The 15,383-nt window shown below is 53.2% G+C and carries 10 protein-coding genes; 4 read left to right on the top strand and 6 right to left on the bottom strand.

Annotation, left to right across the window (positions count from 1 at the left end):
- Nucleotides 1-308 precede the first annotated feature (308 nt).
- The 4 genes from ACH518_RS04045 (at nucleotide 309) to ACH518_RS04030 (ending at nucleotide 3,315) form a co-directional block, all read left to right on the top strand.
- The gene (locus tag ACH518_RS04045) at nucleotides 309-1,793 is read left to right on the top strand and encodes an RHS repeat-associated core domain-containing protein (RefSeq protein ID WP_445371964.1); all 1,485 of its coding nucleotides are present in this window, start codon (nucleotides 309-311) and stop codon (nucleotides 1,791-1,793) included.
- Nucleotides 1,794-1,799: 6 nt separating this feature from the next.
- On the top strand, nucleotides 1,800-2,246 hold the full coding sequence (locus tag ACH518_RS04040) for a hypothetical protein (protein ID WP_445371963.1): 447 nt from the start codon (nucleotides 1,800-1,802) through the stop codon (nucleotides 2,244-2,246).
- Nucleotides 2,247-2,506: 260 nt separating this feature from the next.
- Nucleotides 2,507-3,019 (top strand): hypothetical protein, encoded by a 513-nt coding sequence (locus ACH518_RS04035; protein WP_445371962.1) that lies wholly within the window; start codon nucleotides 2,507-2,509, stop codon nucleotides 3,017-3,019.
- On the top strand, nucleotides 2,914-3,315 hold the full coding sequence (locus tag ACH518_RS04030; protein ID WP_445372964.1) for an RHS repeat-associated core domain-containing protein: 402 nt from the start codon (nucleotides 2,914-2,916) through the stop codon (nucleotides 3,313-3,315). Before ACH518_RS04035 ends, ACH518_RS04030 begins: the two co-directional genes overlap by 106 nt.
- A 153-nt stretch (nucleotides 3,316-3,468) precedes the next feature.
- Here the strand turns inward: ACH518_RS04030 and ACH518_RS04025 are convergent, their stop codons facing one another.
- The 6 genes from ACH518_RS04025 to ACH518_RS04000 form a co-directional block, all read right to left on the bottom strand.
- Nucleotides 3,469-4,566: an IS5 family transposase gene (locus tag ACH518_RS04025; protein ID WP_445371961.1), complete on the bottom strand. Its 1,098-nt coding sequence runs from the start codon at nucleotides 4,564-4,566 to the stop codon at nucleotides 3,469-3,471.
- A 202-nt stretch (nucleotides 4,567-4,768) separates the two neighbouring features.
- On the bottom strand, nucleotides 4,769-5,401 hold the full coding sequence (locus ACH518_RS04020) for a Uma2 family endonuclease (protein WP_445371960.1): 633 nt from the start codon (nucleotides 5,399-5,401) through the stop codon (nucleotides 4,769-4,771).
- A gap of 202 nt (nucleotides 5,402-5,603) precedes the next feature.
- Nucleotides 5,604-11,225 (bottom strand): hypothetical protein, encoded by a 5,622-nt coding sequence (locus ACH518_RS04015; RefSeq protein WP_445371959.1) that lies wholly within the window; start codon nucleotides 11,223-11,225, stop codon nucleotides 5,604-5,606.
- 475 nt (nucleotides 11,226-11,700) lie between these two features.
- Nucleotides 11,701-12,225, bottom strand: coding sequence for a hypothetical protein (locus ACH518_RS04010; RefSeq protein WP_445371958.1), 525 nt, complete (start codon nucleotides 12,223-12,225; stop codon nucleotides 11,701-11,703).
- 417 nt (nucleotides 12,226-12,642) lie between these two features.
- Nucleotides 12,643-14,391, bottom strand: a complete 1,749-nt coding sequence (locus ACH518_RS04005) for an autotransporter domain-containing protein (RefSeq protein WP_445371957.1) — start codon at nucleotides 14,389-14,391, stop codon at nucleotides 12,643-12,645.
- Nucleotides 14,392-14,493: 102 nt separating this feature from the next.
- Nucleotides 14,494-14,901, bottom strand: a complete 408-nt coding sequence (locus ACH518_RS04000) for a CcdB family protein (protein ID WP_445372963.1) — start codon at nucleotides 14,899-14,901, stop codon at nucleotides 14,494-14,496.
- Between the last annotated feature and the right edge of the window lie 482 nt (nucleotides 14,902-15,383).

The raw sequence follows: 15,383 nt of genomic DNA, 5'->3' as shown, positions 1-15,383 counted from the left end.
CAGGCTTTAAAGCCTCAGGGTGGGCACGTCTTCTCCATCGCCCTCCCGATGATCAGTCGGGGATTCTGCTTCTTTTTTCGGTCAGAATCGAGATATAAGGGTGGGCACGGTTTTTTCGTGCCCACGCGGAGTTTCAACGCCAACCTGGCCAGCTACCTTACGACGACCCGTCGCGGCGCACCACGGTCACACTGGGCAACGGCACCACCACCGTCACCGGCTACGACGCCCAGTCGGCGCTGGCCAGCCTCACCCAAAACCTGACGGGTACCGCCCAGGACAACACCTGGAGCTACACCCGCAACCAGGTGCAAGACATCAAGGCGGCCAGCTGGACGAACGACAGCTACCAATGGACCGGTTACACCAACGGCACCCGAAGCTACACCAGCAACGGCCTGAACCAATACGCCACCGCCGCCGGTAGCACGCTGAGCTACGACGCCAACGGCAACCTGGGTGGCGACGGCGTGTGGACTTACGCCTATAACCTCGACAACCAATTAACCAGCGCCAACAAAACCGGCTCGGCCAACAGCCTGGCTTACGACGGGGCAGGCCGCTTGAGTCAAACCACCCTGGCCGGCGTCGTCACCAACCTGAGCTACGACGCCAACGGCAACCTGGGTGGCGACGGCGTGTGGACTTACGCCTATAACCTCGACAACCAATTAACCAGCGCCAACAAAACCGGCTCGGCCAACAGCCTGGCTTACGACGGGGCAGGCCGCTTGAGTCAAACCACCCTGGCCGGCGTCGTCACCAACCTGAGCTACGACGGCAGCGACCTGGTGGCTGAATACAATAGCGCCGGCGCCCTGCTGAGACGTTACGTGCACGGCCCTGGCGTCGACCAACCCCTGGTCTGGTACGAAGGCGCTGTGACCACCAACAAAACCTGGCTGTACAGCGACCACCAAGGCAGCATCGTCGCCACCGCCAACAGTGCCGGCACCAGTACCGCCACCTTAAGCTACGGCCCTTACGGCGAACCCAATGCCACCACCGGCGTCCGGTTCCGCTACACTGGCCAGCAGCTGCTGGGCCCGCTCAACCTGTACTACTACAAAGCCCGGATGTACTCGCCTGCCATCGGCAGGTTCTTGCAGACCGATCCAATTGGCTACAAAGATGACTTGAACCTGTATGCCTATGTGGGGAATAATCCGTTTAACCGTCGCGATCCAAGCGGTTTATTCCTCGAAACTGCCTGGGATGTTGCGAATATCGCTTTGGGGGCTACATCGCTTGCCGCGAATGTTAGCCAAGGCAATTGGGGATGGGCGACTTTGGATGCGGCAGGTCTTGTTTACGATAGCGTGGCAACGGCCATACCGTTCTTACCGGCAGGTGTCAGCGCAGGCCTGAAATCCTTGGAGGCTGGGAATTCAATTCGAACATCCGCCCAAATCGGATACGATGTATCTCAAGTTGCCGACGTAGCACATCAAGTCACGCGAATGGCACCGACAACTTCAAATGCGGCGGTTCAAGGATCGCGTTATCACGATATGGTCGGAAATATCCTGAACGACGGCAACATATTGAGTTCCGGAGCGACCAATGCTTTTACAGGGGCAAATAGGGCTAGAGGGGGAGCTGATATCTCTTGGTCTGGTACTAATTTGTGGGCAGACCTTACTACCGCAGGTCAATGGGCGAAGCATGAAAGACAATATGGCGCAGGTTCTGGTATCCCTTTGATTTATGAACGCGGCCAGGGTTTGACCAATGATTGGAAATTAGACTCTGGCCTAGGAATTGGCATAGCCGCAAACAAATTGATGAAGTAGCTTTTTATGAACGATAAGGATAAGGCCAAGACAGTAAGAAAAGGGCTTTATTGGATAATCATTGGCCGAGAAACCCGCTACGCGCCGTGGTTTCTCGGCCGCAAAAAAAGCTATAGACTTTTGCCGCCAACGAGGGAACAATTTATTGAGCTAGCTAAGGTTCGCAAGGATTTGGAATTGCGGCCAAGCGAAACTGGTTCCAAACAGGAAAAGGATACTCTGGTCGTTGATCCCAGTGGAAAAGCCAAAGGCAAACTCTATTTGAACAGTGGCGAATGTATGATCAAAAATCCTGACTCAACAACCTTGAGTTGGATGATCGAGTTGGCTCACGAACTTAATGGCAGGGTAGTTGATTATGCTGGCAGAGCTTATACCTCTCCTACCGAATATTATCTTCATCCAGAAGATAAAGAAGTGCTAGAAAATAGGGGTTTAACGCTTCCTAAGTAAGTCGCAATCGGTAACGCGATAACGTGCTAATCCCGATGGCCGATAGGATGCTGCCGACGTAAGGAGGCGCATCGTTCGCGACGCCGATGGCCGTCTTATTTGTACCACCTGGCCGGAAGCCACCCCGTTCTACATCACCGCCAGCTACGACGCCCTGAACCGGCCGAGCTGGAAAACGGCACGGTCAGTCTGGCCAGCGACGCCTACGACACCCAGTCGGCACCGCCCAGGACAACACCTGGAGCTACACCCGCAACCAGGTGCAGGACATCAAGGCCGCCAGCTGGACCAACGACAGCTACCAATGGGCGGGTTATACCAACGGCACCCGTGCCTACACCGCCAACGGCCTGAACCAATACGCCACGGCCGCCGGCAGCACGCTGAGCTACGACGCCAACGGCAACCTCGGCGGCGACGGGGTGTGGACTTACGCCTATTTATGCCCTTTAGGGTACAACCTCGACAACCAATTAACCAGCGCCAACAAAACCGGCTCGGCCAACAGCCTGGCCTACGACGGCGCAGGCCGCTTGAGTCAAACCACCCTGGCCGGCGTCGTCACCAACCTGAGCTACGACGGCAGCGACCTGGTGGCTGAATACAATAGCACCGGCGCCCTGCTGAGACGTTACGTACACGGCCCCGGTGTCGACCAACCTCTGGTCTGGTACGAAGGCGCGGTCACCACCAACAAAACCTGGCTATACAGCGACCACCAGGGCAGCATCGTCGCCACCGCCAACAGCGCCGGCACCAGTCCGCCACCTTAAGCTACGGCCCTTACGGCGAACCCAATGCCACCATCGGCGTCCGGTTCCGCTACACTGGCCAGCAGCTGCTGGGCCCGCTCAACCTGTACTACTACAAAGCCAGAATGTACTCGCCCGCCATCGGCCGGTTCTTGCAGACCGATCCGATTGGGTACAGCGCGGATATGAATCTGTACGCCTACTTCACGAATAACCCGATCAATTTGACTGATTCCAGTGGGAACTGTCCGTCTTGTTTCGGAGCAGTGTCGAGTGTGGTTATGGGCGGTGTAATTAGAGGCCTAACAGGCTGGTGAAAAACTCGCGCCTATTTTCCCTTACCCACGGTTCTCGTGATTTTTTCGCGTTGAAATCAGTCATAAAATCGAGTTTCAACGGTTAGGCCTTTGTTTCGAGGCCTTTTTATCCACCTGAAGCCGTCTTTGGACGGTCTTCAGGCGCACTTGGCCCTAGGTGGGCGTAGCCCACGCCGGTTTCGGCGTGAATACCAGTAAGTTCAGCAGCCGTGTCAGGTTGTACGCGGCAAAGCAAAATAAGGCTTGGCCTGCCACTTTGGCTAAACCAATGTGGCGGGTTTTGCGCAGGCCTCCGACCGTCTTGATCCAGCCAAAGGCCTCTTCGACGATTTTGCGGCGCTTCAGGCTTTGGGCATAGCCTTTGCCGCGCGCGGTGCGGCCATCGATGGCACTGCCGGTCTTTTTGCGGGCCACATGGGCTTTGATGTCTTGCGCATTGAGTTGGTTGACGAACGCCGGTTGGTCGTAGCCTTTGTCGGCACCGACGCTGCCGCCTTTGGGCACGCGGCGTTTGATCATTTTTTGGGCGGCTTCGATTTCGGCGGTGCCGGTGGCTTGGGTGGTTTCGACATCGACAATCAGGCCGTTACGGTTCTCGGACAGGGCATGGGTGATGTAGCGCAGTTTGGCTTCGGTGTATTCACCTTTCTTGTAGAGCCGCGCTTCCGGGTCTGTCGTGCTTTGGTGGGTGGCGTTGCTGCGCTTTTCGCCGCTGAAGTCGACCTCGGGATTGCGGCCGGCGGGCTTATCCGGACCGCTACCGTCTTTTTTAACGAAGCTTTTGTGCGAGGCCCAGGCTTCGATCAGGCTGCCGTCGACACTGAAGTGTTCGTCGGACACCAGGTTTTGCCATTCGGCTATGGCCAGCACTCGGGTGAAAAATTCGCGGCTGAGGGATTCGGACAATAGGCGCTCGCGGTTGGCGCTGAATACCGTGCGTTCCCAAACAGTATCGTCAATACCCAGCCCCACAAACCAGCGAAACAGCAGGTTGTAGTCCAGTTGTTCCATCAACTGTCGCTCACTGCGAACGGTATAGAGCACTTGCAACAGCAAGGCCCGCAACAGTTTTTCAGGGGCAATCGATGGGCGACCAGTGTGGGAGTAACGCTCGGCGAAAACCGAGTCCATCGAGGCCAAGACGCCATCGACCAATAGCCGCAAGCGGCGTAGCGGATGCTGTTTGGGAATACGGTCTTCCAGGCTGACATAGCTGAACCAGCTGTGTTGGATGGCATCGTGTCCGCGCATTGGGGCATCTCCAATTTAGATAGCCTATTTTACCAGTTGCCGGCAACTTCCGGCCTTGGATTGCTTGCCTTTCTGAGTTTTTCACCAGCCTGCTAGCCTTGAACACCAGATTTGACGATAGCTCGATAAACATCTGTACTTGTCAGTACCAAGACCGTTACGATACCAATTGACGATACAGCCTTGTTCTGGAACTTGGCGACTATTGATGATTGGTTTCAAACTTTGCCTGTTTGAATTGCTTTAAGTCATCATTGTCGACGCGATCGTAAATAGCCTCCACGGACAAGGTGAGTTGAATGGAATCGAAGGTCACTTGATCCCCTAGGTAATAATACTCCGAACGCCAGTCGCGTTTTCTGCGCATCACGATGATCGCGGCAATATCTTGCTCAATCAAGACGTATTCCTCAAGCGACGGAATATTGATGTAGATGAGCAGCTTTTTAGTAGTATCAATTTTCCGAGACGAATTCGATAGCACTTCGACAATCAGCAAGGGCGACGATAGAAAATCCGCATCGCCGGCCGCATTGGTGCAATCCACCATGACATCCGGATAAAAATAGTTCTGGCTGGCTTTCACCTTGGTGTCGGCCATGAAGGTCTCGCAAGGCCTGCCTTTCAAGTGGCTGCGAAATTCGCCAAGCACGTTAGCGGAAATCCGCGAATGGTTGTGATTAGCGCCGGCCATGGCCAGCACCTGACCGCCGAGATATTCGTGTTTGCTCTCGGACAAGCGCTCACTCGCAAGGTATTGCGCCTCGGTCATAAAGGATTCATCGTGTTGTAACGTCATTGCCGCCCCCTTAGGGTATGAAGGGTTTTCCGCCATACTTCTTTCTTCGAATTGTTATGAAATACAGTTGGGAAAACAAGTCCCAAAACTGGGAGAATGTCTCCGGGTTCGGAGAATTGCGAGCGCTATAGCGCGAGTAGCGCTACGTTACCTGTCTTGTTGCTTGATCTCTGCAATGTTAGCTTTGTGTTGATTCCAAGCAGTCAAGATTATCAGGATTCAATCCAACCGGTATGTATCAGCGGCTACCGAACGAGGGCGTTTCGAGACATCGGCCATGCAAACATAACAGCATCAAGGCCTGCCACAGCGGTTGTTGTACGCATTTTGGCTGTTCGGATGCCCCGAACAGGCCAATTTTGATGCGAATCAGCTCGGCTTTTTTCCGCGCATTGGGCAAGCGCCGAAAGTGGGGGCCGGCCAATGGCATGGCCAATTGGGCACTGATGTCGCGACGAAAACGGGCATCCTCGATTTCGGACAGCTGATCGGCTTCGCGGTACTCTACAGTGACTTGTGGTTCGCCCAATGCCAGCGCATTAAGAATTTCGATATAGTGGGCTGCCGATTCGATGCGGGAAAACACCAGTTCGGATTGCTGTACCCGATAACCGTCTCTAAAAAGCTCACGTAAGCGGGCAATGAGGGGTGAGTTGCCCAAACAACGGGTGTTCAGGATCGCCAGTAGTGTGCGAAATTCGCGCCGATCGAATAGGTTGTTTTGTTCCTTTTCCGGACGGAGCGCCAGGGGCGGTGGCAGTTGGCCTTCGTAAGCTTGGCGGGCTTGATACAAACGTTGGCTATCGATTAGCGCGTATCGGGTTTCGGTTTGCAGGGCCGACAGTTCACTCAGTAAGGTTTTGGCCGCCCACGGCGTCAGCGAATACGCGGCCGCTAACACCGGCATCGGAATGCCGGCGTTAAAATCCCGCAACAGGGACGCCAGAGCTTGCAAGTCGAGGGTGGTCAGGGCTGCCCCGGTGTTCGGCAACGGGGGTAAGTCCGCATCGTGCCGGGATTTTGGGTCCTTGACTTGGCCAGCCGATAACGCCTGATAATCCAATGCCGCGCGCGCATCAGTAAACGCCTGCTTGGCCCGCGCGTAACGCTGGCGTAAGGCGGCGTAGCCGGTATTGCTCCAATCCGCTTGCTGCTGGATGTCCAATAAGCGCCACAACTGTTCCGGCAGTGGACTTTGCAGTAGCGGATGCAGATGAAAATAATGCTCGAAACCGGTGGTAGGCGAAGCATGCCCCATCGCTGCCGCCAGTTGATGAACAAGACGCACGCTGACGTGCTCGGTTTGTTGCCATGCGAGACGAAGCGATGCTTGGTCGGTGTCGCCCAAGGCAGCGAATGCACCGCTTTCGGCCATGGCGCGAAACACCTCGCCCTCAACTGCTTGCGCCGCCAAGCTATAACTGTATCCGCTGTGCCGGCAGTGATGCGGACGCAGCCGGGCTGAGCCACCACCATTCAGCGCGCAGCCGATGAGTTGCGCGACTTTTTGCCAATCGGGAGAGACCTCCAGCGCCCGCAGATCAGGAAACAGCAAGGCGCTGGCAGGCGGTTCGCCCTGCCACAGAGCGGTAATACGGCGTTGCCAAGTGATTAGCGCTTGGTGTTCCGTGGCATTCAGACGCTGGTGGCCGGGTACGATCCGTTTGCCGGCCAACGACTTAGTGCGGCCACGATGGGTGGTGGCAACCCGGACATATGGCTCGGTTTCATCCAGATTCAAATCGCTCAAGCGTAAACGTTGCACTTCGCCGGAGCGCAGCCAAAACCGGTATTGGCAAATCAGCGCCAATTGGGCGGTTTCGATCAGCGTATCGTGCGCAGACTGTTCCAGCCAATGGTCGAAAATGGCCAGTGCCCGTTGATACTGTGCCGGCGTAATCACTTGGGCATCGGCACTGGCGGATGGCACGCCGGCTAGGGCGAACAAGGCTTCGCTGTCGATCTGGCTTAAGCCGTATTGATCGACTAAGAAGCGGTGAAACCGCAAAATACTGCTCAAAGCCTGCGGGCGTTGCGCGGCCGGTTTGGCCTGCAGTACCGAAATATACAGTGCTTCGAAGTCTTCCCCAGTCATCCGGTACAAAGGCTGATTGCGGACTAAATCCACCAATACGCTGGCGAAGCGGCTCAAATAGGTGTGCGCCGAACTGATCCTTAGCGGTCCGCGCCCAGACACCAATCCCCGATCACTCAGCAAGCGCAGGACCCATGCACCCAAGGCTTGCAGAATCGGCGGACGATAACCCGATTGGGTTAACCAACACCGCACTTCCTGCACCGTTGCGGCGAGTAAGCGGTGCGTAAACGTTGTCGGCGGTAGTTGCATCCCGGACAGCGCAAAGGTTTTGACTTGATCCGGTCGGGTATAGAGGATGTGGATCAAGCTACGATAGTGTGTGCCAAAATCGGTGAATCGGTCGGCTTCAGCATGGTGTAACGGCATCAGCTCAATGGCCGTGGCGCTTGATTCGTCAATAGCCAAATCCACTTCACCATAGCGTTGATTGTCCAGCGCGCTCACCATTGCGTTGGCCGTCAATGCCGAGCAGGCCAGCTGTCCGCACTCGACCGCAGCACTGAAGCCACTGCTCTCGAAGCGTCTGGCGGTTTTCGCCAGCGCCGCCAGCATGGACAGCGTTTGAAGTTTTGCCGCGGGTTTAATCCCCTCGGGTAATAGCGCGTGTATCCAACCAGAGAGGTCGCGAAATTCCGGGATAAGCGCAGGCCGGCTTTTCAGCCAAGCCACTGCCGCCGCGGCGCACACGCCGGTGAGAATTTCCGCATGCGTGCCGGCATCCACAGTTTGGCGCGTGCCGGTGGTGTGCGTGGTTGACACGATCAAGCCGCCGGGCAAGGTTTGCGAGCGCAGCACACTCTCACGCAATCCCTGCAACACCGCCAATAACCGGTCTATATCGAAATAGCCGCCGATTAAGACCAGCGACAGTACTAATCGAATCAAGCGGTAGTCCGCCAGAGATATACCTAACCTACTCGCTGCTGCTTCTGCAGTTGGAAATTGCTGCAACAACCACTGCTGTAACTGCCGACAATCACGATAGGCGGCCAAACTCCCCGGAAAAAATGGACTGGGTTCTACCGACGTCCGAAACAGTTTGCCGGGAAGCGGCGTATGCCAGCGTTGGTCGTAGCGGTGCCTGAGCAAGCGGCGACGTAGAAAATCCATGCGCCAGGTCAGCGCGTCCGCTTGCTCACCCACCGTTGCCAGCAACTGCTGCACAACCTGCTGCAATTGCTGATCGCTGAGGGTGACATCGGTTGGCGGATAGGCACGGTGATAGCCGCTACAGACTTGATTTAAGGCTTGATCGACGGCTCGCTCCAATGCCTCGCGCATCGCAAACTTCTGACCGAGGCGGCGTTTCACTTGTCCTCGCCAATAGTGGCGTTCGTCCTTTAGCAACTCGGTTTGCCGATCGCGATGGCTGAAGGACAGGCGCCGGACCGGCGCAATAGCCTCGGCCTTGGGCAAACAGGTGTTGATCGATTGCCACCCGTCTTTTACCAGTAACCGATCCAGTTCCGGCTGAAGGGCGGCAACCCATGCCGTCGGTGACAGCAGGCTTTGCCGGCCAAACGGCTGCATGCCCAAATCCCAGTGTCCCATTTGATGATTGACGTATTCGGCAAACACCCCGTTATTGCGTAAGCCCGTAGATAGTCGATGCCGAAACACATTCAGTTTGCAGCCCCAGTGCGCGGGGAGATCGCGATAAAGGTCTTGGTTAGCAATTGGACGGCTGACGCCGTGGACTGAAATCTGGATCAAGAGACCGGCATGCCCACTGGCGGCTGCCTGCAAGGATTGCGCAAGCCTGCGGCGCTGTTTAAGCGAGATCGATTGCGAGGGATTATCGGCGTCATTTTCCAATAAGCATTGGCTGAGTCCGAGACAAATCTGCCGATACGTCGCCAGTTGCGCGCAAAGTGCGGTCGATAGCACTACCAAGCGCGCCCGATGGCCGGCATCGGTCACTTTATCGCTGAACAGCGCCATGCCGCCTTCATGAAGCAGATCGTCCACCGTTAACCGGCCAAGCGCGGTAGTATCGCGATGACCGGTGCTTGCCAGTAGCATCCAGGTCAGGTAACGTGCCAGACGGTTTAACAGCTGCAGCTGATCACGCAAGGTTTTGGGCCGCGTCCGTAACGGTTTAAGCAAACCGGACACGAAATCGGCGATTTCAGCATCTGACAACTGTAATCGGGACCCGACCCGTTCTGGCAAGCCATAACGCCGACCGCCAAAGTGTCCCGCGCGGTCCGGCCCTGGAAACAAGGCCGGTAACGCCTGCCGGTAAATGCTCTGCAAATGTCTATGGTCGGTTTGGTAGTAATGCAAGGGCGCCGTCGAAAACCCATGGGTTTGCCCGCTGACTAACATTACCAGAGCCGTGTCATGGGTGGTTTGAAACAAGCGCACCGGCAGGAAACTTCGTAAACGCCCCAGACTCAAGCGCTCCAAGCCGGCAACGGCTCGTAACCTTTGCCTGAGTACTAGCTGCATCGGCTGCAGCTGGTCGAACGTGTGGTGAAAGAGGCCGCGGCTGACGACCCGTTCGGCCTGCTGCCGTTTGCGCAACACTTGCAGACCCGCAACGAGTGAACGCGGTAATTGCAGCTGTATCCGCTCGCTAGTGATCGGATACAGCGGTGAGGCCGCGCTGGGTTTCCAAAACTTGTCGACATCCGGAATCCGAAAGACCACAACGCCGCGTCGGATCGATATGCCTTCGAGGAAGGGATCGGCGACAACCTGGGCTTCGTCGATGCCATCCAAGTCGGTGAGCTGGAGTAAAGTAGATAGCGACCAACCTGTCGCGGCGGTCAGTTGCATCAACAGGTTGGTTTCTATCAGCGCAAGGTCGCGCACTTTAATCGCTTGCCTGAGATCGAGTTTGAGTTGCTGCATCGCTAAGGCAAATTCATGCGGCAACAGCACCCGATTCGAATAGGCCAGAAAATCCTGAAACGAAAACTGTTCGCTAATCAGGGTTTGGCTGCGTTCCACCACCGATAGTGGCGGACTTTCGTCAATCGGAACCGGTAACGAGGCAATTAGGACTTCGGTATCGACCTGATCGGCCGCCGCCAACTCTGCGTCTGCACGGCTAGCAAAATCCGCGGGCGTGAAATCTGCACCTAAACGCACAAATCCCTGGTCGCGGTTCGGGCCCAGCAATGACTCTATCGGATTGGCAAGAATGGTGGTTTTAGTCGCCGAAGCTGCAGGTCTAGGCTGCGAATAGGCGTAGGATTGAAACCAGCGATAGGCTTGTGAAAAACGGCTGAGTAATTGAGTCAGGGCGGCAATCCAACTCTCTGGAAAATCGACCGGCTGCTGTAAATGCGCAATCCAAGTGCGTTGCAGATCTCTCGGATCGGACAACCCTGGAAAGGTATTAAAAAAGCGATTGGTATTCGCGCCGTAATTGCCGTAGTTGCGGGTTATCGACGATAAAACTTTCAGAGTATTTTCGGAAAGAGCCACTTGCGGGCAATGTAATACCGAAACTAATTGGGCACGAATAATGGCGAGTGCAATGGGATCCTTGTCTGGAGTACCAGTTGAGGTAAATATCGCGTAGAGATAATACTGATTTAATACGCCAGCTAATTCGTGATTGGCCAAGGTGGCGCTGGCAATATCTTGTTGCAGGAGCGAATAACGTTCGATCTCCGGACGAATCGCCTGGATATCGATTACCGAGTTCAAAATACTTTCGGCTTGGTTGAAAAGTTGTAGAAAACAGCGGCAGAAAAAACCCAGCAACGGATGTTCCTGTGGCGCTCGGGTCAGCGCCAAAAGTTCGTCCAAAGACCGGATGGTTTGGTAGGGGGTTGCTGTCAACGGCGAGAGATTACAAAGTCAACGATTGTGACAAAAATGCTAGCACATTATCCTAGTGGCAACTATGGTATGCCATAAAGCGTCACTAATCGCCCTAAATAGCCTTATTAATTCATTATATATATCAGTAATTTGCGTATTTATGCCGAAAAAAAAGGCATCCAAAAGCTTGATAAAGTTAACTAAGATCAATTAAAAAAACTTAGCTAATTTTCACTCCGGAGGCTGAGGCCAGAGGTTCGAATCCTCTCGGGCGCGCCATTTTGAGATTTTCCCTAAACCGCGTTTTTGGCTCTGTGCTCTATATGTGCCCTAACTGTGGCTCGCACCTAAAGTCCGTTACCCGCTTCACGCTAAATCCCCCGCGCCCTCAAATCGGTAGAAAGTTAAAATTTTGAATATTCAGCCCGATAAGACATAAAGACCAGTTACATTCGGTAGTTCAATTTACCGATGTATTTTGAAGGGAACCTACAGCGTCATATAGCGCGTCGAACAACTGCACCGTGGTAAAGATCATCGTTTTGGCTAAGCGCACCGCGTCTGTCGAGCGACACGGTTGTTGGTCGATGGCGGCATGTAAAAACCTCACCAGTCCCGTTTGATGTTCCTGATCAAAGGCATGGTCTGGATCGGTTGGCTTTTCCTGCTCCACCGCCATTTTCATCTCTCGATCCAGTCGTGCGGCGCGTTCTTCAAACCAACGATTGCCGACCAGACGATGATCGGGGACTTTGCCAAATGCCTGCTCATAAACGGCAATGACATCAAAGCACAGATCCATAAATAAATGGGCCATCGCTTGATCCAAGTCGACCATCACCGATGGAAACACATTCAAGATCGTTTGTGCAAAGGCCGGTTGACGGGTTTGGAATCGTTCCAAAATGGCCCGGCCTGACTGTTCGTCTTGGCTTCTGGCGTATTGAAGGGCTGCAAAGAGTTGCTGGTCGGAGAGTTCTTGCATGATGATGGTTAGCTTAAAACGACTTATCAAATCATCACCGGCTCGGCGATGCAAGCCAAGCAATAACGGCTACCGATAACAAGCAGTCGGGCGTTTGCAGTTGGCCCACGTTAACTGTCCAGTGACAGTCTACTGTCCGACAAGATGGAGCGCCCATGTGTGTTGGATCAGCGGCAATCTTGCGTGGGGTTTCGGCGGCTATCAACCGGTTGAGGGTGCTGAAACTGCTGAGCGTGATGTCCGGCGGTGGCTTTTTTGGCGGCGATCCGACTATGCTTTTAGAGAGAAAACCATGCCCCCATTCGATGTTAATTATGGAATGTGCGTCAGGGAGGAGGGGCCGAAGGCATGATTTGTATGGTGTTCGCGTCTTTTCCTCGAGTCGTCAGGCTCGGTTAAATAAACACGTAGCGACCCCTAAAATATGATCTTTAAGCCAATCTGCCCCGTGTAGCCTTGATTGGTTGAAGAAACAACAGTGTTGCCCGATGCGAAGAACACAAATCCATCTTTATTGGTAACTTGCAAGCTAATCCCTAGGTCTGCTGAATCTGAAGCAGCACTGGCGCCATTTACAGTCCAAATTCCTGTCGGTAACGCTTGAAACGATCCCGTCAGAGTGCGGTCGGTTTGGAATTCATGAATCCATGCCATTCTGAGTAATGGGTATAGAGACCACTCTTTGTTGATGTTGTACGCCTTGTCGACTTGAACGCCTAAACTGCCTTGCTCGGACATAACGTTCTTGCTCTGAACCGATAGACCCAAGTGATTTGTGTTCGATTCGTTGTAATGGCCCATTTGTAACGAAGTAGCCTGAATTGCGATGAAAGGCATCATGTTTACTAATGGGTTTTCAATCCGATATCCCGCCTCCAGCCTACCTGTAAATGCATTGCTATTAGTGTGGGAGCTTATCTCGGTCGTTGGTCCAATACCAGCGACATACCTCGTCGATGAGTTACTGAAATAGCCGAAATCAAAGATGCTGTTTAGGTAAAACTTATTCCATTTCGCTACGCTATATAGGCCAAACTGACCTGATACGACTGAACCGGAAGATGCGAGCGCGGATACATTGTAGCTAGTCGATGTAGCTCCTGCCATGGCACCCACCAAGAGGTTAGGGCCAATCTCGTAATCGAATCCAATAAGACCGCCGCCTGTTTGTGTTGATACAGAAGCTGAGCCAACGATTGAAGAGCCGCTCAACGAATTTGATCCGCCCACACCAGCCGCCCAGCTTCGGAACTGGCTGTTGTCGTTATTTGCGCAGGAATGGCCGATAACCAGGTCGAATTGTGCTTTGTTCTTTTTAGCACCGGCACCTGCTTGGCATTCATCCATGAGCCAGTAAGCACCTTGTCTTCTTACTGTATCCACAGTGATATTCGTTGCATCAAAGCTGGCAGTTTGTTGTGCAGAAATACCTTCGCCGGATATTGAATCAAAAACAGCCTGCACTTGTGGGGCTGTCATTGTAACAAAGCGATTTAGAATGCTTTGGCCAGCAGTTGATGCTGGAGTAATTAAGGCTGTGTTTAAGCCGGTAGCGACCGCCAGCTGATTTTGATTGGTTGCCGTAGATATGAAGTTTGGTTGTTGGTACACATAAATTACCACGGCATTTAATTCACCAGCCGAGGTCCAGACGCCATTTGAATAAGATTTCAAGCCAAGATAGGTGTAACCATTAAACCCAGATGGTTGCGTGCCGGCTGGTGCGTTTCCGGTATTTCCCCATCTGAAATTGAAAAGCCCAGGAACGTTTGAGTCTGATTTAAGTACAAGTGCATAAGCAGTATTCGCTGTCAGTAGCCAATTTGGTATCGCAAATGTATACATTTGCTGACCACTTGACAGGGTTATTGGCTGGAGAGGGAGGCTATTGAGCTGGGTATTTGGAAGCTCAGACGCAACCGAGTAAAGGTCAATTTGGATATTGGTCGACTGCGGATATCCGCATCCAACCCCTGAGCAATTCAGTCCTAGCTGAATGGAACTGATTTCACTGGTAGCCCATGAGGGAGTAGAAAAGATAAGCCCCTTCCAATCATTCGCGCTTATACCAGAGCCGCCACTGGTCACATTTGGAGTATTTGTAATCGCGACAACAGGGGTTGCTAGTACATTATTAGCTACCAGAAAATGACAGTTAAATGTCAAGCATATTACTAATTTGGAAAGCTTTCTTTTCAATGGGATTGGACGCTATCTTTAAGGGCAGGAAAATTTTTTATCCTACCTAGTGATAGAGATTTCGAAGGATTATGCTTCCGACTCGCAAAATAATAATGTTCGAACCCGGCGGCAATTGGTTGGTCGCGGTCCTTGACTTTCAAGCCCCCTTTCCTCGCCAATTAATTTACCGCAGAATTGTAGATCAAATTTCTCCCGATATTGGAGTAGCTCTAGTTCCAGGGTAGCGTCCTTTGTTAGCGATGCCTTATCAACCTGCGTCGAAGTGTTATCAGGAATTGCAAAAACTGGCAAAACTTGTCCGCCGTTTAACAATTCGGAAGTTAACAAATCCAACGTCGCCAAAATTTCGCTTCTCAATGCCCCCACATCTGCAACCTTTGTACCCAGGCTGTTTGCCGGAATCGCAGCCATTTCCTGAACTGCCAGCAAGCATTCCTGTTGATCGAATTCAAAAACTGGATTCAAACGGGTAATAGGCTTTTTTCTCGGACAATTTGATGGCAGGAACCAGCAGCCGGGTTTTTAGTGCATCGAGAAAATCGCTCTGCACATTTAGGAGCAGCAGGGCTAACGTCGATTTGCATCACTATGCCTTGCGTATTTTTATGCACAATCAAATGCTTTGCCTAGTCAAGCTAACAGGTTGGTGAAAAACCATATTTGAGACGCTAATTTTGCTCAATCGAACCAACTTTTAGTAGGAAATCGGCTTCATCATCACTAAATATAGAGTCATTCAAAGCCAAAAAAGAGTTTTTCACCAACCTGCTAAGCCAGTGATTTAGAAATTCTCATTGCTAGACGGTTGTAGGCCAGCCTCGTTCTGTTGATTTGGCAACAGCTATCTTGCATCCATTGTTTCGGTCGGCGCGTGGCGTTGGATCAGACCCTTTGGGAGGCCATATGCAAGCATTGTACTGACTGGGTTTGCATTCCCAAGGCCTGCGCCACTTGGT

It is taken from the genome of Methylomonas sp. HW2-6 (assembly GCF_052474525.1).
This window is presented reverse-complemented; position numbering and strand designations above follow the sequence as displayed.

Coding starts and splice junctions, on each gene's coding strand:
- ACH518_RS04020 (WP_445371960.1), bottom strand. CDS start 5,401: ATGGCGGAAAACCCTTCATACCCTAAGGGGGCGGCAATGACGTTACAA.
- ACH518_RS04040 (WP_445371963.1), top strand. CDS start 1,800: ATGAACGATAAGGATAAGGCCAAGACAGTAAGAAAAGGGCTTTATTGG.
- ACH518_RS04010 (WP_445371958.1), bottom strand. CDS start 12,225: ATGCAAGAACTCTCCGACCAGCAACTCTTTGCAGCCCTTCAATACGCC.
- ACH518_RS04025 (WP_445371961.1), bottom strand. CDS start 4,566: ATGCGCGGACACGATGCCATCCAACACAGCTGGTTCAGCTATGTCAGC.